This window comes from Pseudomonas sp. CGJS7 (genome assembly GCF_036961695.1).
Window position 1 is genome coordinate 22,424 of sequence record NZ_JBAMDI010000067.1, and the last position, 22,963, is coordinate 45,386.

The window sequence follows — 22,963 nt, forward strand, 5'->3', positions numbered from 1 at the left end:
TGTGACAACGTTGACCGGTCGCTTGTCGTGCCGGTCATCCGGGACGGGCGCACGCGCGGCGGGCGTCACCCGCTTCTCTGGGAGGGGATGTCTCATGTCGGTTTCCAACGCCAGCGCTCAGCCGCGTTATCTGGGCTCGATCGCGATCATCGGCGCGCTGTTCTTCGTCTTCGGCTTCGTGACCTGGCTCAACGGGCCGCTGATCGCGTTCGCCCAGCTGGCCTTCGATCTCGATGAGGTCGGCGCGTTCCTGGTGCCGATGGCGTTCTATCTGTCGTACTTCTTTCTGGCCGTGCCGTCCTCGGCGATCCTGCGCCGCACCGGCATGAAGCGCGGCATGGCCCTGGGCCTGCTGGTGATGGCGATCGGCGCGGCGATATTCGGCGAGTTCACCACCCAGCGCTGGTACCCCGGCGCGCTCGGCGGCCTGTTCGTGATCGGCGCGGGCCTGGCGGTGCTGCAGACCGCGGTCAATCCCTACATCAGCATCCTCGGCCCGATCGAGGGCGCGGCCCAGCGCATCGCGGTGATGGGCATCTGCAACAAGATCGCCGGCATCCTCGCGCCGATCGTGCTCGGCACGATGGTGCTGCACGGGATGGGCGATCTGTCCGAGCGGGTCAAGGCGGCGGACCCTGCGACCAAGGCGCAGTTGCTCAACGACTTCGCCGCCAGCATCCACGGCCCGTATCTGATGATGGCCGGCCTGTTGGCGGTGCTGGCGGTGGGCGTGCTGTTCTCGCCGCTGCCGGAATTGCGCGCCGAAGAAGCCAACCGTTCCTCGGCCAACACCGGCGGCGGCCGCGCCAGCCTGATGGCCTATCCGCACCTGTGGCTGGGCGCGCTGTGCATCTTCGTCTACGTCGGCGTGGAGGTGATGGCGGGCGACGCCATCGGCACCTACGGCCACAGCTTCGGCCTGCCGCTGGACAAGACCAAGTTCTTCACCTCCCTGACCCTGGGCGGGATGCTGGTGGGTTACGTGGTCGGCCTGATCGTGATCCCGCGCTTCATCTCGCAGGAACGCTACCTGAGCCTGTCGGCGGTGCTGGGCGTGCTGCTGACCATCGGCGCCTTCGTCACCAAGGGCTATGTGTCGGTCGGCTTCGTCGCCGCGCTGGGCTTCGCCAACGCGATGATGTGGCCGGCGATCTTCCCGCTCGGCATCCGCGGCCTGGGCCGCCACACCGAGGTCGGTTCGGCGGTGATGGTGATGGGCATCGCCGGCGGCGCGGTGGTGCCGCAGCTGTACGCGGTGCTCAAGCAGCACATGGACTTCCAGCTGGTCTTCCTGCTGCTGATGGTGCCGTGCTACCTGTACATCCTGTACTTCGCCAAGATCGGCCATAAGGTCGGCCAGGGCGATCGCGCGGCGGCGTCGACCGCGGCGGTGGCGGCCTCGTCCAACTGAATCCGCTGGCGCGCGGCGGCCCACGGCCGCCGCAACCCGCGCACGGGCGGCCCGCGGGCCGCCGGAAACGTTTGAAACGCGCCCCGAGCGGGCGGTCAATTATTCACCACCGCCCGATGCGGACAGGTTCGCGCGCAATCGCCGCTGGCCGCTGCGACGGCGCTTCGGTATTGTGAGCACAATGAATGCGCCGCCTCCCCACGCCGGCGCGGTCGCGCCCACCGGCGCGTCGACCGCGCGCGCGCTGCGTTACCTGATCCGCGTCCCCTTGCTGGCATGGCATGTGCTCATCCACTTGCCGCTGGTGCTGCTGCTGATCACCCTGCCCACCGCGCGCATCGCGCTGGGCGAGGAAACCCTGGAAGAACGCCTGATCCGCGCCTGGGCCGGCGGATTGATGCGGATTTTCGGCTTCAGCCTGCGCCGGGTCGGCACGCCGCTGCGCGGGGCGACCTTGTTCGTCGCCAACCACGTCAGCTGGGTCGACATCGAGATCCTGCACAGCCAGCGGATGATGGGTTTCGTGGCCAAGCGCGAAATCGCCGGCTGGCCGGTGGTGGGCTGGCTGGCCGCGCGCGGTCAGACCATCTTCCACTCCCGCGGCAGCACCGAATCGCTCGGCGGGGTGCTGCACGAAATGCTCTCGCGCCTGCGTTCGGGCCGCTCGGTCGGGGTGTTCCCCGAGGGAGGCACCCGCGGCGGGCGCGAAATCGGCCCGTTCCATGCGCGGATCTTCCTGGCCGCGGTCGAAGCCGGCGTGCCGGTGCAGCCGGTGGCGCTGCGTTACGGCGAGCGCGGCGAGGCCCAGACCGTGGTCGCGTTCCAGGGCCGGGAAAGCTTCTTCGCCAATTTCGTGCGTCTGCTCGGCGAACCCGGGCGCGTGGCCGAGGTGCATTTCCTCACCCCGATCGGCCCGGGCGAAGCCGACGGCCGCCGCCGCATCGCCGAACTGGCGCGGCAGCGGATCGTCGAGGCGATGGCGAGCTGAGCGCATGTTGACCGCGGCCGACTACGCACCGCCGCGTTGGCTGCGCAACGCGCACGTGCAATCGCTGCTGGGCTCCAGCCCGCTGCGCCGGCGCAACGCCGAGCGCCGGCTGGCCGAAGCCGGCGCCCGCACCCAGGCGCACATCATCGAAACCGACGCCGGCGTGCGTCTGCACGGCCTGCACAGCGCGGTGCCGGGCACCACCCCGCGCGGGATGGTGCTGTTGCTGCACGGCTGGGAAGGCAGCGTGGATTCCAACTACATGCGCCTGACCGCGGCGCGCTTGTTGGCGCGCGGCTTCGAAGTGTTCCGGCTCAACTTCCGCGATCACGGCGACACCCATCACCTCAACGAAGGCCTGTTCCACTCCAACCGGATCGACGAAGTGGTCCAGGCCGCGGTCGAAATCGCCCGGCGTTTTCCGCTGCGGCCGTTGTCGGTGGCCGGCTATTCGCTGGGCGGCAACTTCGCCCTGCGCCTGGCCTTGCGCGCGCCGGAAGCGGGCTTGCCGCTGGCGCACGTGGCCTCGGTGTGTCCGGTGCTGGATCCGGCCCGGACCATGGACTCGATGGAAACCGGCCTGCCGATGTACCTGTGGTACTTCGAGCGCAAATGGCGCGGCTCGCTGGCGCGCAAGCGGCAGTTGTTTCCGGCCGTGCACGATTTCGACGACCGCACCCTGGGCCTGCGGATGCGGCCGCTGACCCAGTGGATGGTCGAGCGGCACACCGATTTCGGCACCCTGGACCGTTACTTCGACGGTTACTCGGTCGCCGGCCGGCGCCTGGCCCAGTTGCAGGTGCCGGTGAGCATCCTGATGGCCGCCGACGATCCGGTGATTCCGCTGGCCGCCTTCCATGAACTGGAACTGCCGGCGAGCGCGCGCCTGGAAGTCGCGTCCTGCGGCGGCCACTGCGGGTTCCTGGAAAACGCCCACCTGGACGGTTTCGCCGAACGCTGGATCGCCGACCGGATGGCCGCGCTGGCTTCGGCCTGAGCCCGCCGGGCCGCGGTATCGCCGGCCTAAGTGGTTGATAACGCGCCGTATCGGGCCGGTCTTCGGTGTTGTCGCGGGCGGGTTCGAAGCGCGCGTTCGCGCCGGCGTTTTTCCGCCCCGCGCGCGAGCCGACCCGGTGGAAAAAGCGCAAAACCCGCGCACACCCCTACAATCGCCCTCTTATCCTTGCGCGAAGCACGTCACATGTACGATTCCATCCTCGACGCCCTGCGTCGCGGCGCGACGGCCGAAGCTCTGGCCGCTTCCGAACAGCTCGCCGGCGAGCAACCCAACGACGTCACCGCGCAGCGCCTGCACGCCGCCGCGCTGCGGCTGGACGGCCAGCGCGAGGCGGCCCTGGCCGCGCTCGACCGCGCCATCGGCCTGTCGCCGGAGGACGCGCAGCTGCATCTGGAGCGCGCCGGCACGTTGCTGGACGGTCGTCAGCTCGATGAGGCCCAGGCCGCGCTGGCCCAGGCGATCGGCCTGGACCCGAATCAATTCCCCGCTTACGTGGTCAAGGCGCAACTGGCGATCGCCCGCGGCGATCTGGAAGAAGGCGAGCGGCTCGGCCGCACCGCCGCGCGGATCGCGCCGAACCATCCGCAAGTGGCGGCGATCGAAGGCACCCTGGCGCTGCGCCGCGGCGACGCTGACCGCGCGCTGGCGATCCTCAGCCACGCCGCCTCGGTCGCGCCGGACGATCCGCAGGTGCTGCACGGCCTGGGCTTCGCCTATCTGGCCAAGGGCCATCTGGCCTTCGCCGAACAGGCCTTCAGCGCGCTGGCCCAGCGCAATCCCGATCAGCTCACCCTGCAGTTGCTGATCGCCGACCTGCTGCGCCAGCAATCGCGCTACGCCGAAGCCGCCGACCGGATCGAGCCGCTGATCCAGCGCGAGGACGCCGGCTTCGGCGTGCGCCGCTGGGCCGGCGAGCTGGAACTCGACGCCGGCCGCAACGAGCGCGCGCTGGCGGTGCTGCGCGAAGCGTTCGCCGAACATCCCCACGACCCGCGCACGCTCAACGCGATGATGGAAGCCTGGCGCCGGCTCGGCGCGGTCGACGACGCGCGCCAATCGCTGGAAGACGCGCTGGCCGCGCATCCGCAACAGCCGGACCTGTGGCGCGCGCGGCTGGTGCTGGAACCGTTCGGCGAAGCCGCCGCGCTGGACGTCATCGAGCGCTGGCAGCAGGCCATGCCCGACCACCTGGCCGCGCTGGAAGCGCGCGCGGCGGTGCACGATCAACTCGGCGAACACGCGCAGGCCGAAGCCATCGCCGAGCGCATCGTCGAAATCAGCCCGGGCGACGTGGCCGCGGAGATGCGTCTGGTCCAGGCGCTGACCGAACGCGATCCCGACGCCGCCGCCGAACGCATCGAGCGTTTGATCGGCATGGCCGCCGATCCGACCGCCAAGCGCGAACTGCGGCAGTTGCTCGGCCGCACCCTGGACCTGGCCGGCCAACCCGAAGCGGCCGCGGCGACCTGGGCCGAGCTGCACGCCGAAGTGGTCGAACAACGGCTGCCGTTCAACGCCATCAGCAAGCGCGGCGGCGAAGACTGGCCGCCGCTGGGCTGGGTCGAGGAAGGCACCCGCGGCATTCTGCTGCTGTGGGGCGCGCCCGGCTCGCGGGTGGAGCGCATCGCGCAAGTGCTCAGCGCGGTCGGCGCGCCGCTGCTGGTCGACCGTTACGGCCCGCAGCCGCCGAACGATCCGATGCAGCGTTACGGCACGGTCGAAGAACTGCTCGCCGGCTCGCTCGACCCGGCCTTCCTGATCAAGCTGTACCGCGCCGCGTTGCCCGCGCGCGGCGCCGCCGACGGCCCGATCTTCGACTGGCTGCTGTGGTGGGACAACGCCCTGCTGCGCGCGCTGCGGCCGAATCTGGCCGAAGCCTTCCTGCTGATTCCGATCCTGGATCCGCGCGACATGCTGCTGGACTGGCTGGCCAACGGCAGCCCCACGCCGTACGCGCTGACCTCGCCGGAAGACGGCGCGCGCTGGCTGGCGCAGACGCTGGAGCAGGTCGCCGACCTGCACGAGCACAATCTGTTCCCGCACAACCTGGTGCGTCTGGATCAGACCGGCGACGATCCCGGCGCGATCGCCCAGATCATCGCCGACACCTTGCGCGTGCAGGTCTCGCTGCCGGGCGGGATCAACATGAACCAGCGGCTGCCGTCCGGCCGCTGGCGCGCTTACATCGACACCTTGGGCGAGGCGTTCGCGTTGCTCAAGCCGGTGGCCAAGCGTCTGGGCTATCCGGAGGCCTGACCGCCGCGCACGCGGGCGAGCGCGCCGGTCGCGCCCGCCCGCGCCGCGATCGCCCGCCCGGTTCGCCGCGGCCGAGCGCGGCATGCTGTATCCCGCGGGGCGAACCCGCGCGCCGTCGCCACGGCCGGTCATCGCGCCGGGGTATCGTCGAGGCGATAGCGTGAACCCCACGCCGACGCGGCGCGCCGTCCGCGCCGTCCACCCAGGAGTCTTCATGCGCATCCACAGCAACAGCTTCCAACACCGTCAGCGCCTGCCGGCCGAGTTCGCCGCCGGCCAACCGGTCGGCGAGGGATTCGGCTTCGCGCCCAACCGCAATCCGCATCTGGCCTGGGATGACGTACCGCAGGGCACGCGTTCGTTCGCGCTGCTGTGCATCGACCCGGACGTGCCGACGGTGGCCGAACTGGTCGGCCGCAGCGACGTGCAGATTCCGCTGCACCAGGTGCGCGCCGATTTCGTCCATTGGGCGGTCGCCGACATCGCCGCCGACGTGCGCGAAATCGCCGCGGGCAGCTGCAGCGACGGCGTGACCGCGCACGGCAAGCGCGATCCGTCCGGCCCGCGCGGCGCGCGTCAGGGCATCAACGACTACACCGGCTGGTTCGCCGGCGATCCGGACATGGCCGGCGACTGGTACGGCTACGACGGCCCGTTCCCTCCGCCCAACGATGAGCGCGTGCACCGTTATTTCTTCCGCCTGTTCGCGCTGGACCTCGAGCGTCTGCCGCTGGACAAGCGCTTCACCGCCGCGGACGTGTTCAATGCGATGCACGGCCACGTGCTCGGCGAGGCGTCGATCTACGGCACCTATTCGTTGAACCCCGCGGTGCGCGGCTGAGCGGCCGTTTTTTCGAGCAGCGATATGAGCGACCCGAACAATCCTTACGACGCCCCGCAAGCCCAAGTGCGGGCCGAGCGCATCGCCCAGTTGGTGACCGCCAGCCGTTCCCAGCGTCTGGTCAATCTGTTGATCGACAGCCTGGCCTGCACCGCGTTGCTGCTGGGCAGTCTGAGCGTGTACTCGGCGTTCGACCCGACAGTGCTGAAGCTGTTGCAGCCCGAACCCAATGCGCCGTGGAATCCGACCATGTCGCTGATGATGCTGGTCGCGCAGTTCGTGTACTACGTGCCGATGGAAGGGATGTTCGGCGTTACCTTGGGCAAGCTGGTGACCAGCACCCGCGTGGTCGACGAACAAGGCCGGCCGCCGAGTTGGGGGCAGGTGTTGGGCCGTACCGCGGCGCGGCAGATTCCGTTTGAGCCGATCACGATTTTGTTCACCGGCGCCGAGCGTGCGGCGGCTTGGCATGATCGGTTGCCGAAGACGTTGGTGGTGCGGGCGCGTTAACAGACTCCCTCTCCCGCTTGCGGCGCCCGAAGGGTGTGCAAGGCTGAGAGGGTTGGGGTGAGGGGATGAGCGCCGAAGGCGCGAATGCTTTTGCTTGAAAGTTTCGCGGCGAGGCCGGGCCCTCACCCCAACCCCTCTCCCGCAAGCGGGAGAGGGGCTCTAAACAGGCGCGACGCTGGGCAACTCGAATGGACGCCGAGGAATGGCGCCCGAACCCGATCCGCTTCAACATTTCCGAGCCGCGCCGGTCGCGCCGCATCCAAGGAACAGGAACACGGCCATGAACGACGATCACAACCCCTACCAAGTGGTGTCCCGCATCGCCGCGCCCGTCGCGCGCGCGCAGCAGGTCGAAGAGGACTACGAGTCCGCCAGCTACGGCCGGCGTTTGTTCAACTACCTCATCGACTCGTTCGTCTTCGGCATCTTCAAGGTCGTCGTCGTCCTCGCCATCGGCCGCGCCTCGATCGGCCGCGACCCGCTGAAGGATATATTCATGACCACGGCGGTGATGCTGATCTACTACGTGGTCATGGAGGGACTGTTCGGCGCGACCATCGGCAAGTTCGTCACCGGCACGCGCGTGGTCGACGAGGACGGCAAGCCGCCCGGTTGGGGCACGGTGGTCGTGCGCACCCTGGGGCGCTGCATCCCGTTCGAGCCGTTTTCGATCTTCTTCTACGGGCAAGCCCGCACCGCCTGGCACGACAAACTGGCGAACACGCGGGTGATCAGGATTTCCTGATCGCCCGCGCGTCGTCGATAGCGGCGATTACTTCTTCGGCACCAATTCGCTCTCGACCACCATGTCGAGCACGTACGCCACCGACGAGGCGTCGGCCGGCGGGTTCTTGATGTCGAACTTCTTGATCCGCACGACATTGCGGATGCCCGGCTCGTGGGTGTAGCCCTCGATGTCCTGATACAGGAAATGCCAATCCTCGGCCGGCGCCTGAGCCACGCCGTTGGCGTCGTACTTGCGCTCGCGCACCCACAGGCACTGGTAGTTCGGCATCATCGGATGCGAGCAAGGCCGGCGCTGAGCGTCGACTTCGAAGAACATCGTGGTGCCGGCGCTGCCGTAACGGGTTTCCGCGGTCGGCTCGCCGTCGAGCACCAGCTTGGCGCCGGCGGCGGTGGTCAGCAGCAGGCGCGGTTGCGGCGCCTGGCCTTCGATCGCGAACTGGGCGCTGCCTTCCAGCAGCTTGGAAATCTCGCTGTCCATTTGCATCAGGCGCTGGTCCTGGCAGGCCATCAGCGTGGTCTGGAATTGCTTGACCTCGATGCGTTCGCCCTTGAGCGAATAACCCGCGCCGATGTGATTGCAGCCGCCGCTGACGCCGACCCGATCCTTGGCGAAGCTCAGGTTCAGGCCGTACTTGCCTTCGCGCTGCAACACCGCGATCGGCTTGCCGGTGTTGTCGGTGGCGCTCTGCAATTGCCAGCGGTAACCGTCGAGCGGGACCGATCCCGCCGGGGCGGCGGCCGATTTCGTATCCGCTGCATCGGTGGCAGCGGCGGCGCCGTCGGCGGGCTTGTCGCCGTTGGAGGTGGGCGCTGCGCACGCGGCGAGCAGCAAGGTCGACAGCGTGGCGGCGAGGGCCAGCGCAACGGGACGGCGCGGAGTCAGGTGGAAGGTAGTCATGGTCGGGGATGATCCGGTTTTGCTTGCGAAGATAGGATCAACGCGGCCGCGCCGGCGATGGGGTTAGCCGCGTTCAGCTGGCGGCCGGGTCATTCCGGCGGCGTCGCGCGTTGCCGTCCCAGCTCGCTGGCGAGCACGTGGATCGGGCCGAGCGGATGCTGCGCGACCAACGGGGGGTAGCGCTTGATTTCCAGCAATTGATGGAAGCCGGGCAAATGCTGGTAACCGTCGATGCGCGCCGCGAACGAATGCCAATCGCCGAGCGGCTTGCCCCATTGGCCCGGCCCGGCGCTGCGCTCGCGGACCCACAGGCAGGTATCGAACGGCGCGGGCGTTCCGCTCGGACAGGGGCGCGTCTGCGGCGCGACTTCCAGGCGCAGACGGGTCGGCCGATGGCCGTAGGGCGCGTCGCGGGTCTGCAGCAGCCAGCGCGTGCCGTCGGCGCTGACCAAGTGCAGGCGCCGGTTCACCCCGCGGCCTTCCACGGCGTACTCGAACGGCGACTGCCAATGCGCTTGCAGCAATTGTTCGGCGCGGATCAGGCGTTGATCCAGGCAGCCCATCAGCGTTTGCGAGAATCCGTCGACGACGACGATCCGCCCACGTTCGAGCCGGTAACCGCCGCTCAGAGCGTTGCAGCCGGCATGAGCGGAGAGCCCGTTCTTGCTCAAGCTCACCGTGGTGTCGTAACGGCCATCGGGTTGCAGCAGGGCGATCGGCTCGCCGTCGGCGGCGGTCGCGGTCAGTACCCGCCACTGTTCGCCGATCAATCCCTGTCCCGCTGCGAGGCTGCGGTCGCCGCGCAGATCGTCGTTGCCGGCGCATGCGCTCAGCAGCAGCGTTAGCGCGATCGCTCCTGCTGCGACGGAATCGGACTTCGGCATGGCATCGCTCCGGTGGCGGCGGTCAATCGCGACGCTGGCCCGATGGCGGGGCCGCGTCGACGACGTATCGATAGAAGTTCTGGTTCAAATCTTCCCTGCGTTCGAGCGCGTAATTTCCTGGCGAATTGGCTAGCGCGGAAATCGGCGGGTAGTGCCGCAAGGTCAACAGCTCATGCTTGCCGGACTCCGGACTGTAGCCGTCGATCGGCGCGGTGAAGGGGCGCCACTGCGAACGCACGCGCAGGGTCTGGCCATGCACGTCGGGTTCGACCTCGCGGACCCACGGACACAGGCGTCCGGGCGAACCGGGTTGGCCGCAATCGCGCCGTTCGCCGGAGGCTTGCAGATACAGCCGCCGGCCCGGATGGCCGTAGGGCGCATCGACGGTCTGCAAGATCAACTCGCTGCCGTCGCGCGTGGTCAGAAACCAGCGTTGGCGCACGCCTTGGCCTTCCACTCGGTAACGGTACGGCGGCGCGACATGCCGCACCAGCGCGGCGTCCATCGCGGTCAGGCGATCGTCGTTTACCCCGGCTTCGGTCTGCTGCATCGAGGTGCAGTCGATGCGGCCGGTAGCGACCGTGCATTGGCCCTGCATGGCATTGAAGCCGCCGCTGATGAGCATGCGCTTGTCGATGAACTCGACGTTGATGCGCCGGTAAGCATCGGGCTGCAGCAGCGAGATCGGATTGCCGTTGGCGTCGGAGGCCAGCAGCACCTGCCAGCGATAACCGGTCAGGTCTTCGGTGCGCGCGAACGCGCGCCGGCTGACCGGCGCGGGTTCGGCGTCGGCGTGTCGCTCTGTTGCGCTGTTCTCGCCGAGTCCGCAGCCGTTGAGCGCGAAACCGGCCGTGCTCGCGATCAAGATTCGCAGCAGGCGCTGCGCGGCGGTGCGGGCGGGCGAACCGATGTGCGGCATGGACGTCCCCGGAGCGTGGCCAGCCTCCAGCCTGAGCGCTGAGCGCGCGCGGCGCCACCGTCCAAAGTTGGGGAGAACGAAGCCGGGTCACGCCTGCGTGCGTGTCGTCCGCGCTCGAAACAGTGCCGGCCTTCACAGTGCCGACTGGCCCGAGGCGCCACCGCCGGCGCGGCGGATCAATCCTTCGGCTTGGCGAACTTGCGCATCAACTCGCGCTGCGCGCGTTCCAGGTCCAGCCCTTCGGCTTCGTCGCCGTCGGTGTCCTCGCCGTCCAGCGAGCCGTCTTCGGCCAGCACTTCATCCAGATGCGCCAGCAATTGCGAGGTTTCCACCACCGCGCTCTGCATCTGCGCATTGGGAAACACGCCCACGCCGACCTTGGCCTGGCTCATCGCCGTCGCCGCGTGCTCGCGCCACTGCGCCAACTCGCGCGGCGCCGGCGCGTACTCGTGCAACTGCGGCGCGCGCGCCAACGCCGCGCGCGCGGTCGCCGCCGACGGCCAGGCCGGCAGCAGTTCCTGGCCGTCTTCGTCGAACAAGGTCAGCACGAACTCGCCCGCGACCGCGACCCAGAAGCGGCCGGTGCGCGCCACCGACTCCAGGAACGCGGCGTAGCGTTCGGCGCCGGAGAGTTCGGCGTATTCCATCAGCCGCTGTTCGGCTTCGTAGTCTTGTGGGTTCATCGCAAAGCTCCGGTGGCCGCCGCGATCAGCTGCCCGACGGCATCAGCAGCAGCAAGGCCGCGCCGAAGACGAAGCGGTAGATCGCGAACGCAGTGAAACGGTGGGTCTGGATATAGCGCAACAGCCACTTCACCGCGATGAAGGCAGTCACCGCCGAGGCGATGAAGGCCACCGCCAGCGCGCTCCAGTCTTCGTTGGCCGCGGCCGGGGTGCCGACCACGTGCATCAGCTCGTAGCCGCTGGCCGCGAACATGGTCGGGATGCCGACCAGGAAGGTGAACTCGGTGGCGGCCGCGCGGCTGGTGGTGCCGGCCAGCAGGGCGATGAAGATGGTCGCGCCCGAGCGCGAGGTGCCCGGGAACACCCCGGCCACGACCTGGGCGATGCCGACCAGCGCCGCCACCGTCCAGGTGATTTCGGTGCGCTCGCCGAGCGCGGCCGCGCGTTTGGCGGCGAAGTGCTCGGCCGCGATCATCCACACGCCGCCCAGCACCAGCGCCCAGGCGATCGGGGTGACGTGGTCGGGCAGGGTGAAGCCGGCTTTCTTGACGATGATGCCCAGCACCGCGGTCAGGCCGAAGGCCAGCGCCAGCTTGAGCAGGTAGTCCCAGTTGTCGCGCTCGGTGACGCCGGTCGCCAGGCCCCACAAGCGCTTCCAGTAAATCACCACCACCGCCAGGATCGCGCCGGCCTGGATCGAGATGTTGAACAGGTCCGAGCGCGCGCCGAGCCAGTGCTGGGCGATCAACAGGTGGCCGGTGCTGGAGATGGGCAGGAATTCGGTGATGCCTTCGATGATGCCGAGGAGCAGCGCGGAGAACAGATCGGTCATTGGGGGCGGGGCTGGGATTGGAGGTGGGAATTCGGGCGGGGCGCCGCGGTCGGGGGAGGGCGGCGGCGGGTCAGGATAGCGGAAAGCGCTTTGTTCCAAATTGGTGCGTTGCCGGTTTCATCTGCACCTAATTGGTTCATTGGGTCGATCTGGGATGAATTTCGCCCTTTCAAATCAGATTGTTACGCGCCAGGAACGCTTGGCACGCCGCTTGCTATAACTATTCCCAGACGGCTCCAGCGCCCTCGTTTTGCACGAATCCCCAACCCCTAATCCCGGATCCAGCCCATGTCCCTCGAACACGTCGAAAAGCTCGTCAAGGATCACAAGGTCGAATTCATCGATCTGCGTTTCACCGACATGCGTGGCGTCCAGCACCACGTGACCTTCCCCAAGTCGATCGTCGAGCCTTCGCTGTTCGAAGACGGCAAGATGTTCGACGGCTCCTCGATCAGCGGCTGGAAGGGCATCAACGAGTCGGACATGATCCTGCTGCCCGACCCGTCGACCGCGTACCTGGATCCGTTCACCGCCGATCCGACCATCGTGCTGACCTGCGACATCCTCGACCCGGCGACCATGCAGGCCTACTCGCGCGATCCGCGCGGCGTGGCCAAGCGCGCCGAGGCTTACCTGAAGTCCAGCGGCGTCGCCGACCAGGCGTTCTTCGGTCCGGAACCGGAATTCTTCATCTTCGACTCGGTCCGTTACGCCAATGAGATGGGCCACACCTTCTTCCACATCGATTCGGAAGAAGCCGCGTGGAACTCGGGCAAGGAATACGAAGGCGGCAACAGCGGTTACCGTCCGGGCGTGAAGGGCGGCTATTTCCCGGTCGCCCCGCTCGACTCGCTGCACGACATCCGCGCCGAGATGTGCAAGACCCTGGAACAGGTCGGCATCGAAGTGGAAGTGCACCACCACGAAGTCGCCAACGCCGGCCAGTGCGAGATCGGCACCAAGTTCAACTCGCTGGTGGCCAAGGCCGACGAGCTGTTGACGATGAAGTACATCATCAAGAACGTCGCCCACCGCAACGGCAAGACCGCGACCTTCATGCCCAAGCCGATCGTCGGCGACAACGGCAGCGGCATGCACGTGCACCAGTCCTTCGCCAAGGGCGGGGTCAACCTGTTCTCCGGCGACGGCTACGGCGGCCTGTCGCAGATGGCGCTGTGGTACATCGGCGGCGTGTTCAAGCACGCGCGCGCGATCAACGCCTTCACCAACTCCGGCACCAACAGCTACAAGCGTCTGGTCCCGGGCTACGAGGCGCCGGTGATGCTGGCGTACTCGGCGCGCAACCGTTCGGCGAGCTGCCGCATTCCGTACGTGGCCAACCCGAAGGCGCGCCGCATCGAAATGCGCTTCCCCGATCCGATCCAGTCCGGTTACCTGACCTTCGCCGCGCTGATGATGGCGGGCCTTGACGGCATCAAGAACCAGATCGATCCGGGCGCGCCGAGCGACAAGGATCTCTACGATCTGCCGCCGGAAGAAGAGAAGGGCATCCCGACCGTGTGCCACTCGCTCGACCAGGCCCTGGAAGCGCTGGACAAGGACCGCGACTTCCTCAAGGCCGGCGGCGTGTTCACCGACGACTTCATCGACGGCTACATCGCGCTGAAGATGCAGGAAGTGACCAAGTTCCGCGCGGCGACCCACCCGCTGGAATACCAGCTGTACTACGCGATCTGATGCGGCACCCGCGCGGCGCGCCTTAGGGCGCGTCGCGCAAACGAAACGACAAGTGTCGAACCGGACGACGGCCGCGGCCGTCGCCCGCCGGCGTGCTGTTGCCTGTGCAGGAGCGATGCAACGATGCAGATCCGACTTGGCGAACTCGACCGACCCGAAGTGATCGCGCTGCTGCGCGAGCATCTGCAAGGCATGGCCGAGCTGTCGCCGCCGGAAAGCATCCATGCGCTCGATCTGGACGGGCTCAAACGCCCGGAGATCAGTTTCTTCAGCGCCTGGGACGGCGAGGACCTGCTCGGCTGCGGCGCGCTCAAGCAACTCGACGACGGCCACGCCGAAATCAAGTCGATGCGCACCGCCAGCGCGCACCGCCGACGCGGCGTGGCGGCGAGAATGCTGACCCATCTGATCGAAGAGGCCGGGCGCCGGCGTTATCGGCGCTTGAGTCTGGAAACCGGCTCGATGGAAGGATTCGAGCCGGCGCGCAGCTTGTACGCGCGTTACGGCTTCAGCTACTGCGGGCCCTTCGCCGAGTATCGCGACGATCCCAACAGCGTGTTCATGAGCAAGGCGTTGTAACCATCCACGGCCCGAGGCGCACGCCCCGGGCCGTTTTCGTTTTCCACCCACAACCTTGAGGACGCGAACGACGGGCCAAGCCCGCCGCGGGGCGGCTTGTTCCCGAAAACAGCGCGAGCGGCGACGAAACGCTCCGCCAGCAGCAACACCCACCGAGCGCACATCGCCAATGACCGGGGAGGGGCCACCGCTTATGAGGAGCCTGCGTCATGTCGTCTCATCTCAAGACTGAAAGCATCAACGCCGCCTACGCGGCCCACGCCCATGCCGTCGCCAAGGCGACGCTCGCCATCGCGCTCGCCTGCGCCGCGCTCGCGGCCACCCAGGCGCGCGCCGGAACCACGGGCTCGATCAGTCTGACCTCGGACTACCTGTTCCGCGGGGTCTCGCAGACCAATCAGGAGCCGGCTCTGCAAGGCGGTATCGAATACGCGCACGACAACGGGTTCTACGTCGGCGCCTGGGGAAGCAACATCAGCTGGTTGTCGGACACGGTGGTGGTCGGCGACGAGATCTCCAGCAGTCTGGAACTCGACGGCTATCTGGGCTATCGCGGCAAGGCCGGCGAGATTTTCTCTTACGACGTCGGCGTGCTGACCTACTACTACCCCGGCGACTATCCGTCCGGCTTCAACAGCCCCAACACCACCGAGATCTACCTCGGCGGCACCTTGGCGCCGAGCGAAACGGTGTCGGTGGGCCTGAAGTACTCGCACGCGGTCACCGATCTGTTCGGTTACGCCGATTCCGATGGCAGCGGCTATCTCGACCTCAACCTCAACTGGACCTTCCAGCCCGGCTGGGTGTTGAACCTGCACGGCGGCAAGCAGTGGATCAAGAACAACGAGGCCTTCGAATACACCGACTGGAAACTCGGCGTCACCAAGAGTTTCGACAACGGCTTTTCGGTCGCCGCCGCCTACAGCGACACCGATGCCGAGAAGGCGCTCTACACCAACGCCCACAACAACTTCCTGGCCGACAGCGCCTTCACCCTGACGGTAAGCAAGGCGTTCTGACGCCGCGCGCATCCATCCACACCGCGGAGCCGCGACATGAAACTGATCACCGCCATCATCCGTCCGTTCAAGCTCGACGAGGTCCGCGAAGCGCTGACCGAAGTCGGCGTATCGGGCATCACCGTCACCGAAGTCAAAGGCTTCGGCCGCCAGAAGGGCCACACCGAGTTGTACCGCGGGGCCGAGTACGTCGTCGATTTCCTGCCCAAGCTCAAGATCGAATGCGCGGTGCCCGAGAGCCTGCTCGACGCCGCCCTGGAAGCGATCCAGAACGCCGCGCGCACCGGCAAGGTCGGCGACGGAAAGATCCTGGTCCTGCCGGTGGAAAGCGCGGTGCGCATCCGCACCGGCGAACTCGACGACGACGCCCTCTGACCCCAGCCTGCGAGAGACGATGATGAAGTACGAAACCATGCTCGACCCCCGCTCGCGCGAGCGGGCGCTGCGAACCCTGGCCTGGAGCGCGCTGCCGGCGGCGCTGCTGGCGATCGCCCCGGCCCAGGCGCAAGAAGCCGCCGCGGCCGCCGCGGCCGCGCAACCGGTGGTGGATAAAGGCGACGTCGCCTGGATGCTGACCTCGACCTTGCTGGTATTGCTGATGACGGTGCCCGGACTGGCGCTGTTCTACGGCGGCCTGGTGCGCTCCAAGAACGTGCTGTCGGTGCTGATGCAGGTGCTGGCGGTGTTCTCGCTGATCGTGTTGCTGTGGGTGACTTACGGTTACTCGCTGGCCTTCAACGGCGGCAACGCGTTCATCGGCAATCTGGACAAGCTGTTCCTCAAGGGCGTGAACAAGGAATCGCTGGCGGCGACGTTCAGCGCCGGCGTGGCCTTGCCCGAGTACGTGTTCATCGCGTTCCAGTCGACCTTCGCCGGCATCACCGGCGCCTTGATCGTCGGCGCGTTCGCCGAGCGGATCAAATTCGCCGCGGTGCTGTTGTTCTCGGCGATCTGGTTCACCTTCGCCTATCTGCCGATCGCGCACATGGTCTGGTACGGGCCGGACGGGTTCTTGTTCGCCAAGGGCGCGATCGACTTCGCCGGCGGCACGGTGGTGCACATCAACGCCGGCGTCGCCGGTCTGGTCGGCGCCTACTTCGTCGGCAAGCGCGTGGGCTACGGGCGCGAGGCGATCAAGCCGCACAACGTCGCCTTCACCATGATCGGCGCGTCGCTGCTGTGGGTGGGCTGGTTCGGCTTCAACGCCGGTTCCAACCTGGAAGCGACCGCGGGCGCGGCTCTGGCTTTCCTCAACACCTTGTTGGCAACCGCGGCGGCGGCGTTGGCGTGGAGTCTGGTGGAGAAGGTCATCAAGGGCAAGTCGTCGATGCTGGGCGGCGCTTCGGGCGTGGTCGCCGGATTGGTGGCGATCACTCCGGCTTGCGGGACGGTCGGTCCGTTCGGCGCGATCGCCATCGGCGCGATTTCCGGCGCGGTGTGCGTGTGGGGCGTGCATGGGCTCAAGCGCTTGTTGCGCGCGGACGATGCGCTCGACGTGTTCGGTGTGCACGGCCTGGGCGGGATCGTCGGTGCGTTGCTGACCGCGGTGTTCAGTGCGCCGGCGCTGGGTGGCTTCGGTTTCGGTGCGGGCAACGACGGTATCGCCGCGCAGCTTGGCGTGCAGGCGTTGGGTGTGGGCGTGACTGTGGTGTGGTCCGGCGTGGTGTCGGTGGTCGCCTTCGCTATCGTCAGGCCGCTGGTGGGCTTGCGGGTGGCTGAGGAGGCTGAGCGCGAAGGCTTGGATATCACTACGCATGGTGAGTCGGCTTACGAGAGCTGATGAGCGAAACCCTCTCCCGTGTGCGGGAAGGAGCCGCGGCGAATGGCTCCCTCTCCCGCTTGCGGGAGAGGGCTGGGGTGAGGGGGTGAGCGCCATAGGCGCGAATGCTGGTGCTTGAAAGTTTCTCGGCAGGCGTGCCCTCACCCCAACCCCTCTCCCGCGAGCGGGAGAGGGGCTTTAGCGGCGGGAGAGGGGGAGGCTGCAACCGCGCTTACGCAGACGGACACGCCTTCAGCGCCGCGATCTGTTCGCGGCTGATGCCGGTATCGTTCCACACCCGCAGGCCGGGGCCGCGGTTCCAAGTAGTGGTCAACACTTCCATCTTCAGCGGCTTCTTGTGCTTCTGAAACGGAATAATCGCCTGCAGCACCACGCCGCCATCGACCAGCGAAGTGGCCAACGCGCGAATCGCCTCGACCGGCGTATCCGGGCCGCACGCGATGGCGTTGGTGTTCAAGCTCTCGGGCAACTGCGCGCGGGTCTTGCGGTACGGAATGCCGCTCTTGCTGAGCGCTTCGTGGATGGTCGCTCCGTCGGCGACCTTCTGATAGTAGGTGACGTCGATACCACGGAACATCGCCATCTCGGGCCGATCGGGTTCACCCAGCAACTGCGCCTGCGCGCCGCGGGTGCCGCCGGTTTCGGAGGACTTGTAGCGGATGCGAACCGCGGTGGCGACGCCGCTGGGCTTGAACAACACATCGCCCTGCTGGAACTCGCGCAAGGTCGAGGAACCGTATTGCGGCGTCTGTTTGCCCAACTGAGTGATTTCGGCCTTGAGCCAGTAGCCCAGCTCGTTGCCGGTGACGATGCCGTCGGGATAGGTGTCGGCGGCTCCGCCGATGCCCTCGATGAACTTGACCACGAAGTCGCTGCGCGCGGGCACCTGATCGGAGGCGCTGCCGGAACTGATGAACTGGCGCACGGCCTTGTCGGCGTTGCTGAGGAACAACTCGCCGGGCTTCAGGTTCGATCGGGTCAGAAACACCGCGCCGGAAAAACAACTGTCGAACACCATCATCACGTGCTTGGCCGGCGATTGCTTGGACCAGTTGGAGATGTCTTCCAGGCTGACCAATTGATCGATGAATCCCGCTTCGCCGGCCGCCGGGCTGTCGACGGGAACCAGAAAGCCGGTGAAGCGCCGATCGGTGTAGCCGTGCGAGGCGACGAACAACAGCAGCCGGGTGTTGAGCGGAACCTCCTGATAGAGAAACGCGCGGATGCGTTTGCCCAGTTCTTCGCCTTCCAGATCGTTGAGCAAATCGACCTGATCGAAACCCTGCCGCAACAACGCCTCGCGCAGCGCCTGGGTTTCCTCCGGCACGGTTTCCAGCGGCGACCAGGTGCGGTAGCGCGACTGGCCGATGACCAGCGCGCGGCTGGAGCCGTAGACCTCGACCTCGCCCTGGGTCGAGGGCACCGACAGCTTGCCGGCGTGCGCGGGCGAGGGCGCGCCGAAGGCCGCGACGGCGGCGATCAGCAGCGATGCGAGCATCAGGCGCATGACACGATCCTCATCGATGAACGCCGTCGCCTCAGGGCGGCGGCGCAAGCAGGCGTTGATAGGCGGCGCGCAGGCTGCTGTAGGGCGGAACGAACACCACCCGGCTGACTCCGTCGATGCGGACGCTGTCCTTGATGTCGAAATGCAGGTGGATGGTGGTCGACGCTCCGCCGAAATCGTTCGATACCTTGCCGATGCGGGCGCCGCGTTGCACCGCGTCGCCGCGCCGCACCGCCAGGTTGTCCATGTCCAGGTGCAGGTAGCGGTAAACGGTGCCGCTCGGGGTTTGCAGGGTCACGCTGTACTTGCCGACCTGGACGATCTTTCCGCTGTCCGCAGCCACCGCCCAGTGCAGGCCGGCCTTGCAAGTCGCCGGACGGATGTCCTGGCCTTGATGACCCTTTCCCGCCGGACACAGCGGCATGCCCCAGTCGCGTTTCTCGCAGAAGTTGTCGCGCCACGGATAGCTGTAGTTGGCCGCATCGCACTGGCTGCCGCCGGGCGGAGGCGCGTGCGAGCCGCCCTTGCGATAGACCTGCGAATTGAGGAACGCCGGCGGCTTCTCGATCGGAAAGCGGATGTCGCGCAGGTACACGGTCGGATCGGCCACGCCGCGGCCGGAACCGGGTTCGAGTTCGCCGGGTGGCGAGAAGCTCGGCGTTTGTTGGGCCGCGGCCGCCAACGAGCACAGGCACAGCCCTACCAAAGTAAGGAATTTCATCGCGGCTTGCCTCCCACGGCGATGAGACTCTCGGCCACCTTGCGCAAGAATTCGTCGCGATCGCAGCGCGGATCCTCAGCTTGCTCGCACGCCACGCGCAGCACATACGAGGCGCCGTAACGGATGAAGCTCAGATCGGCGCCGTACTCGTAGGCTTCGAACTGGTACTGCGGCGGCGGCCCGGACTCGGCGAGCAGTTTCGCCATGGCGCTGTCGGGCGGCAGCGCAAGCGCCGAGGCCGAGCCGAGCACGACCAGATCGGCGCCGTCGAGCGGGTAGTCGGCGGCGTAGGCGGTGCCTTGTTCGATCACCGCCGGCGCGGCGCGCACCGGGCCGGTGCCGGGCACCAACACCGGCAGCGAGACGCGGTCCAGGGTTTCCTGCAGCGTGGGACTGGAGCGCAGCCCTTCGACCGCGGGCTTATCGCGCTCGGCGGCGTCGCGCATTTGCTGTTGCGCGGTCGGCCAATCGATGGCGGCGCTCTCGCGCTGGATCGATTGCGCCTGCGCGCATAGCGGCGCGAGCGCCAGGGCGCACGGCAGCGCGGTGGCGATGAGTCGATGGGGCCGAACGCGGAGCATCATGATCGTCGCTCGAAAGTCATGGCGCGTGGGCTGGCGCGGGGTTCCGGTCGTCTTTGTCGCCGGCTTGACGCTGGCAGGCGCCCGGTTCGAACAAGGCGGTCACCGGCTTGAACGCCAGGATCGAATACGTCGGCAGCTGATAACCGTAGGCGTGCTGCACATTCTTCGACGCGTCCAGGCGCGCGCCGAACAGTTCCATGAAGCCGAGCAGCACGCTGCCCTTGCGGCCGCTCGCGCCTTGCTTGTCGTATTCGAATTTCTGCAGCACCAGCTCGGCGTGCGGCGCGATCGCGCCGCGTGCGTCGTTGCCCAGATCGGCCGGGCCGACGACTTGCTGCCGGCGCAGTTCTTTATCCATCGCCCGCTTGATCGACACCGATCCGACCTGGCGGATGCCGAACTGCACCTGCGCGTTGGTGCGTTGCAGGGCTTCCAGCGCCAGTTTGATTTCGCCCTTGCGCTCGGGCAGACGCGCGAACAGTTCGCCGGTGGCGCCCTTGCTCAGGACCGAAGCGAAACGGATCGAAGTCCACTGGGTGCGCGCGGCGCTGGCGGGCACTTCGTCCTCGCGCAGGCTCAAGGCTTCGAACACCTGCATCGCCGCGCCGGTTTCGGCCATCCGGGTCAGCGCCGAGGCGCAGGCCGGCTCGGTCACGTAATAGACCTTGCCGATCTGCGCGTTGCTGTCGTCGGGCATGCTGACCAGGTTGTAACGGTAGCGCTGCGCCAGCGATTTGAAGACCGCGTCGATCACCGGGTCGACCACCGGTTGCATGGCCTCGGCCGCGCTCGCCGGCAGGCAGACGCAAAGCAACAGCGAGCAGAGCAGTCGTTTCATCGCGCCTCCTGATGACTTACCGGCGAAACGTTCTGCGGGCGCGGGTGTGAAGCGCGCGCGGCCGTAGCCCGGTCGCGCGGTAGCGGCGCGTCGCGGGTGGGTCGGGTTCGGGTCGGTGCCTGGCTCCTAGCGTCGATCTCCATCGCTTCGCGGCGCGGCGTGCGCGTCGCGGTTCACTAGCAATCAACGTTTTGATCGGCGCGGCCCGGACAGGCGAACAACGCCGTTCGTCGGCTCGCGCGCACGGGCCGCGGGCCTTGATCCGGCGCGGGATCCGAGCGCGCGCGAAGATTGGATATCGGCCATGCCACTGTGGGTTGGGTAATCGTTTACCGCGATTTGCGCGTGCGCAGGCGTTTCGCGCAGCGCATCGCAGTTCAGAATTCAGACGCTTGGCGGCCGGCGCGCGAGCGTCGCCGGCGACCGGGCGGGCGATGCGCGATCCATGATCGATATCAACGAATCGGCTGTGACGCGCGGCGAGTTAGCCGTTGCCGAATAAATATTCCTGCATAGGCTGCGTAACGCGGGCATTAGCGCTGCCCGCAGACACGTCCGGACGCACTCGCGTAAGCCCGCGTCATCTGCAACCGCAAGCTTGATCGCGAGAGGGACCAGGACGGTTCCGCCGCACTGTGCGGCTCAACGAAACCTCACGGAGTTTCGCAATGTCTCAGCCATCCCAGTATTTCCGCCTGCAAGCGCTGGCGGCCGCCACCGTATCGGTCCTGGCCATCGTCCCGGCGTTCGCCGCCGATCGGGTCAATCTGACCAGTCTGGATCCGGAGCAACCGGTCGCCGGTTTCATCGTCGCCTACAAGTCGGGTCTGGCCAAAGGCCTGGATCTGCAGCGCCAACTCGACAGCGCGGTGCGCACGCTAGGTCAGAAGGATTTGACCATCAAGCACGTGCGCTCGGTGTCCACCGGCGGTGAGTTGATCGAAGTCAGCCGTCCGCTGGACGTGGTCGAAGCGACTACGTTGATGCAGCAGATCGCGGCCAATCCGGATGTGGCCTACATCGAGCCCAACTCGATGTTCTATCCGGCCTTGACGCCGAACGACCCGAGCTATCCCTCGCAATTCGGCTTGAACGGCACCTGGGGCATCCGCGCCAACACCGCCTGGGACAACACCTATCAGGGCCAGGGCAAGATCATCGCGGTGATCGACACAGGCATCACCAGCCATCCGGATCTGGCCGCCAATCTGACCTCGCCGCAGGGCTACGACTTCATCAGCAGCGCCGCCGCCGCGCGCGACGGCAATGCGCGCGACGCCAATCCGGCCGATCAGGGCGACTGGACCACCGCCGGCCAATGCGGCGCGGGTCGTCCGGCCACCAACTCCAGCTGGCACGGCACCCACGTCACCGGCATCGCCGCGGCGGTGACCAACAACGCGGTCGGCGTCGCCGGCACCGCGTTCAAGGCCAAGGTGCTGACCGCGCGCGTGCTCGGCGCCTGCGGCGGCAGTCTGGTCGATATCGCCGATGCGATCACCTGGGCCTCGGGCGGCACCGTCGCCGGCGTGCCGGCGGTCGGCGCCAACAAGGCCACGGTGATCAACATGAGCCTGGGCGGCGGCGGCGCGTGCAGCTCGACCTTCCAGACCGCGATCAACGGCGCGGTGTCGCGCGGGGTGACGGTGGTGGTGGCGGCGGGCAACAGCAACGCCAACGCGTCCGGCTTCCAGCCGGCCAGCTGCGCCAACGTGATCAACGTCGGCGCGACCACTTCGGCCGGCGTGCGCGCCAGCTTCTCCAACTGGGGCCCGTTGGTGGACGTGGCGGCGCCGGGGCAGAGCATCCTGTCGACGCTCAACGCCGGGACCACGGTGCCGGGCGCGGCGAGCTATGCGAACTACAGCGGCACGTCGATGGCGGCGCCGTTCGTGGCGGGCGTGGTGGCGTTGATGCAGTCCAAGCCGGGCGTCGATCGCACGCCGGCGCAGGCCGAGGCGATCATCAAGGCCGCGGCGAACATCACGCCGTTCCCGTCGGTGCAGAACCCGGCGATCGGGTCGGGCATCGTCAATGCGGACAAGGCGACCGACGCTACGCCTTGAGTGCGTTCCCGCGACGCGGCACTTTCTTTTCCCGCTCGCGGGAACAGTTCCCTCTCCCGCTTGCGGGAGAGGGATTCAAGCAGGGCGACAGATGTGTTCCCTCTCCCGCTTGCCACCCAAGGTGACTTCCTTCGGGGCGCGGGAGAGGGCTAGGGTGAGGGGATGAGCGCCGCAGGCGCGAATG

The 22,963-nt window shown here is 67.4% G+C and carries 22 protein-coding genes; 13 read left to right on the forward strand and 9 right to left on the reverse strand.

Annotated elements, in window-relative coordinates:
* Positions 1-94 precede the first annotated feature (94 nt).
* From V7787_RS31270 to V7787_RS31300, 7 genes are all read left to right on the forward strand, one after another.
* Positions 95-1,411: a sugar MFS transporter gene (locus V7787_RS31270; protein WP_336091299.1), complete on the forward strand. Its 1,317-nt coding sequence runs from the start codon at positions 95-97 to the stop codon at positions 1,409-1,411.
* A 181-nt stretch (positions 1,412-1,592) separates the two neighbouring features.
* Positions 1,593-2,399: a lysophospholipid acyltransferase family protein gene (locus V7787_RS31275; protein WP_336091301.1), complete on the forward strand. Its 807-nt coding sequence runs from the start codon at positions 1,593-1,595 to the stop codon at positions 2,397-2,399.
* A gap of 4 nt (positions 2,400-2,403) precedes the next feature.
* Positions 2,404-3,396, forward strand: coding sequence for a YheT family hydrolase (locus V7787_RS31280; RefSeq protein ID WP_336091302.1), 993 nt, complete (start codon positions 2,404-2,406; stop codon positions 3,394-3,396).
* A 204-nt stretch (positions 3,397-3,600) separates the two neighbouring features.
* A complete protein-coding gene (locus V7787_RS31285; protein WP_336091304.1) occupies positions 3,601-5,673 on the forward strand; it encodes a tetratricopeptide repeat protein in 2,073 nt (690 codons plus the stop codon).
* 214 nt (positions 5,674-5,887) lie between these two features.
* Complete coding sequence (locus V7787_RS31290) at positions 5,888-6,514, forward strand: YbhB/YbcL family Raf kinase inhibitor-like protein (RefSeq protein ID WP_336091305.1); 627 nt, start codon at positions 5,888-5,890, stop codon at positions 6,512-6,514.
* Positions 6,515-6,538: 24 nt separating this feature from the next.
* On the forward strand, positions 6,539-7,024 hold the full coding sequence (locus V7787_RS31295; protein ID WP_336091306.1) for an RDD family protein: 486 nt from the start codon (positions 6,539-6,541) through the stop codon (positions 7,022-7,024).
* Positions 7,025-7,304: 280 nt separating this feature from the next.
* On the forward strand, positions 7,305-7,769 hold the full coding sequence (locus tag V7787_RS31300; RefSeq protein WP_336091308.1) for an RDD family protein: 465 nt from the start codon (positions 7,305-7,307) through the stop codon (positions 7,767-7,769).
* A 27-nt stretch (positions 7,770-7,796) separates the two neighbouring features.
* Here the strand turns inward: V7787_RS31300 and V7787_RS31305 are convergent, their stop codons facing one another.
* The 5 genes from V7787_RS31305 to V7787_RS31325 all read right to left on the reverse strand — a co-directional run bounded on the left by V7787_RS31305 (position 7,797) and on the right by V7787_RS31325 (position 11,987).
* The gene (locus V7787_RS31305) at positions 7,797-8,669 is read right to left on the reverse strand and encodes an META and DUF4377 domain-containing protein (RefSeq protein WP_336091309.1); all 873 of its coding nucleotides are present in this window, start codon (positions 8,667-8,669) and stop codon (positions 7,797-7,799) included.
* 89 nt (positions 8,670-8,758) lie between these two features.
* On the reverse strand, positions 8,759-9,553 hold the full coding sequence (locus V7787_RS31310) for an META domain-containing protein (protein ID WP_336091311.1): 795 nt from the start codon (positions 9,551-9,553) through the stop codon (positions 8,759-8,761).
* A 22-nt stretch (positions 9,554-9,575) separates the two neighbouring features.
* Complete coding sequence (locus V7787_RS31315; RefSeq protein WP_336091312.1) at positions 9,576-10,472, reverse strand: hypothetical protein; 897 nt, start codon at positions 10,470-10,472, stop codon at positions 9,576-9,578.
* A gap of 176 nt (positions 10,473-10,648) precedes the next feature.
* Positions 10,649-11,155 carry a DUF2750 domain-containing protein gene (locus tag V7787_RS31320; RefSeq protein WP_336091314.1) on the reverse strand — a complete coding sequence of 169 codons (507 nt, stop codon included), beginning with the start codon at positions 11,153-11,155 and terminating at the stop codon, positions 10,649-10,651.
* A 25-nt stretch (positions 11,156-11,180) separates the two neighbouring features.
* Entirely contained in the window at positions 11,181-11,987 is an 807-nt protein-coding gene (locus V7787_RS31325) for an undecaprenyl-diphosphate phosphatase (protein WP_336091315.1), read from the reverse strand.
* Positions 11,988-12,275: 288 nt separating this feature from the next.
* Here V7787_RS31325 and glnA point away from each other — a divergent pair, with 288 nt between their 5' ends.
* The 5 genes from glnA (at position 12,276) to V7787_RS31350 (ending at position 17,063) form a co-directional block, all read left to right on the forward strand.
* Entirely contained in the window at positions 12,276-13,685 is a 1,410-nt protein-coding gene (gene glnA, locus V7787_RS31330; protein ID WP_336091316.1) for a type I glutamate--ammonia ligase, read from the forward strand.
* Between the two features lie 123 nt (positions 13,686-13,808).
* Positions 13,809-14,264: a GNAT family N-acetyltransferase gene (locus V7787_RS31335; RefSeq protein ID WP_336091317.1), complete on the forward strand. Its 456-nt coding sequence runs from the start codon at positions 13,809-13,811 to the stop codon at positions 14,262-14,264.
* 209 nt (positions 14,265-14,473) lie between these two features.
* Positions 14,474-15,283 carry a TorF family putative porin gene (locus V7787_RS31340; RefSeq protein ID WP_336091318.1) on the forward strand — a complete coding sequence of 270 codons (810 nt, stop codon included), beginning with the start codon at positions 14,474-14,476 and terminating at the stop codon, positions 15,281-15,283.
* Between the two features lie 36 nt (positions 15,284-15,319).
* Complete coding sequence (locus tag V7787_RS31345) at positions 15,320-15,658, forward strand: P-II family nitrogen regulator (protein WP_057941192.1); 339 nt, start codon at positions 15,320-15,322, stop codon at positions 15,656-15,658.
* 193 nt (positions 15,659-15,851) lie between these two features.
* On the forward strand, positions 15,852-17,063 hold the full coding sequence (locus tag V7787_RS31350) for an ammonium transporter (protein ID WP_336091340.1): 1,212 nt from the start codon (positions 15,852-15,854) through the stop codon (positions 17,061-17,063).
* Between the two features lie 211 nt (positions 17,064-17,274).
* On the opposite strand, the gene V7787_RS31355 is transcribed toward V7787_RS31350, so the two are convergent.
* From V7787_RS31355 to V7787_RS31370, 4 genes are read right to left on the reverse strand one after another with little or no spacing between them, the layout of a single operon-like run.
* A complete protein-coding gene (locus tag V7787_RS31355; protein WP_336091319.1) occupies positions 17,275-18,570 on the reverse strand; it encodes a caspase family protein in 1,296 nt (431 codons plus the stop codon).
* A gap of 31 nt (positions 18,571-18,601) precedes the next feature.
* Positions 18,602-19,291, reverse strand: coding sequence for a M23 family metallopeptidase (locus V7787_RS31360; protein WP_336091321.1), 690 nt, complete (start codon positions 19,289-19,291; stop codon positions 18,602-18,604).
* Positions 19,288-19,875 carry a hypothetical protein gene (locus V7787_RS31365; protein WP_336091322.1) on the reverse strand — a complete coding sequence of 196 codons (588 nt, stop codon included), beginning with the start codon at positions 19,873-19,875 and terminating at the stop codon, positions 19,288-19,290. The genes V7787_RS31360 and V7787_RS31365 overlap by 4 nt, the downstream gene beginning before the upstream one ends.
* A 16-nt stretch (positions 19,876-19,891) precedes the next feature.
* Positions 19,892-20,713: a hypothetical protein gene (locus V7787_RS31370; protein ID WP_336091323.1), complete on the reverse strand. Its 822-nt coding sequence runs from the start codon at positions 20,711-20,713 to the stop codon at positions 19,892-19,894.
* A gap of 668 nt (positions 20,714-21,381) precedes the next feature.
* On the opposite strand from V7787_RS31370, the gene V7787_RS31375 reads away from it, so the two are divergent.
* Positions 21,382-22,779 (forward strand): S8 family peptidase, encoded by a 1,398-nt coding sequence (locus V7787_RS31375; RefSeq protein ID WP_336091325.1) that lies wholly within the window; start codon positions 21,382-21,384, stop codon positions 22,777-22,779.
* The last annotated feature ends 184 nt before the right edge of the window (positions 22,780-22,963 follow it).

What these genes read in the sequence shown, in the direction of transcription:
- V7787_RS31270 (WP_336091299.1), top strand. Translation starts at nt 95, where the DNA reads ATGTCGGTTTCCAACGCCAGCGCTCAGCCGCGTTATCTGGGCTCGATC.
- V7787_RS31275 (WP_336091301.1), top strand. Translation starts at nt 1,593, where the DNA reads ATGAATGCGCCGCCTCCCCACGCCGGCGCGGTCGCGCCCACCGGCGCG.
- V7787_RS31280 (WP_336091302.1), top strand. Translation starts at nt 2,404, where the DNA reads ATGTTGACCGCGGCCGACTACGCACCGCCGCGTTGGCTGCGCAACGCG.
- V7787_RS31285 (WP_336091304.1), top strand. Translation starts at nt 3,601, where the DNA reads ATGTACGATTCCATCCTCGACGCCCTGCGTCGCGGCGCGACGGCCGAA.
- V7787_RS31290 (WP_336091305.1), top strand. Translation starts at nt 5,888, where the DNA reads ATGCGCATCCACAGCAACAGCTTCCAACACCGTCAGCGCCTGCCGGCC.
- V7787_RS31295 (WP_336091306.1), top strand. Translation starts at nt 6,539, where the DNA reads ATGAGCGACCCGAACAATCCTTACGACGCCCCGCAAGCCCAAGTGCGG.
- V7787_RS31300 (WP_336091308.1), top strand. Translation starts at nt 7,305, where the DNA reads ATGAACGACGATCACAACCCCTACCAAGTGGTGTCCCGCATCGCCGCG.
- V7787_RS31305 (WP_336091309.1), bottom strand. Translation starts at nt 8,669, where the DNA reads ATGACTACCTTCCACCTGACTCCGCGCCGTCCCGTTGCGCTGGCCCTC.
- V7787_RS31310 (WP_336091311.1), bottom strand. Translation starts at nt 9,553, where the DNA reads ATGCCGAAGTCCGATTCCGTCGCAGCAGGAGCGATCGCGCTAACGCTG.
- V7787_RS31315 (WP_336091312.1), bottom strand. Translation starts at nt 10,472, where the DNA reads ATGCCGCACATCGGTTCGCCCGCCCGCACCGCCGCGCAGCGCCTGCTG.
- V7787_RS31320 (WP_336091314.1), bottom strand. Translation starts at nt 11,155, where the DNA reads ATGAACCCACAAGACTACGAAGCCGAACAGCGGCTGATGGAATACGCC.
- V7787_RS31325 (WP_336091315.1), bottom strand. Translation starts at nt 11,987, where the DNA reads ATGACCGATCTGTTCTCCGCGCTGCTCCTCGGCATCATCGAAGGCATC.
- glnA (WP_336091316.1), top strand. Translation starts at nt 12,276, where the DNA reads ATGTCCCTCGAACACGTCGAAAAGCTCGTCAAGGATCACAAGGTCGAA.
- V7787_RS31335 (WP_336091317.1), top strand. Translation starts at nt 13,809, where the DNA reads ATGCAGATCCGACTTGGCGAACTCGACCGACCCGAAGTGATCGCGCTG.
- V7787_RS31340 (WP_336091318.1), top strand. Translation starts at nt 14,474, where the DNA reads ATGTCGTCTCATCTCAAGACTGAAAGCATCAACGCCGCCTACGCGGCC.
- V7787_RS31345 (WP_057941192.1), top strand. Translation starts at nt 15,320, where the DNA reads ATGAAACTGATCACCGCCATCATCCGTCCGTTCAAGCTCGACGAGGTC.
- V7787_RS31350 (WP_336091340.1), top strand. Translation starts at nt 15,852, where the DNA reads ATGCTGACCTCGACCTTGCTGGTATTGCTGATGACGGTGCCCGGACTG.
- V7787_RS31355 (WP_336091319.1), bottom strand. Translation starts at nt 18,570, where the DNA reads ATGCGCCTGATGCTCGCATCGCTGCTGATCGCCGCCGTCGCGGCCTTC.
- V7787_RS31360 (WP_336091321.1), bottom strand. Translation starts at nt 19,291, where the DNA reads ATGAAATTCCTTACTTTGGTAGGGCTGTGCCTGTGCTCGTTGGCGGCC.
- V7787_RS31365 (WP_336091322.1), bottom strand. Translation starts at nt 19,875, where the DNA reads ATGATGCTCCGCGTTCGGCCCCATCGACTCATCGCCACCGCGCTGCCG.
- V7787_RS31370 (WP_336091323.1), bottom strand. Translation starts at nt 20,713, where the DNA reads ATGAAACGACTGCTCTGCTCGCTGTTGCTTTGCGTCTGCCTGCCGGCG.
- V7787_RS31375 (WP_336091325.1), top strand. Translation starts at nt 21,382, where the DNA reads ATGTCTCAGCCATCCCAGTATTTCCGCCTGCAAGCGCTGGCGGCCGCC.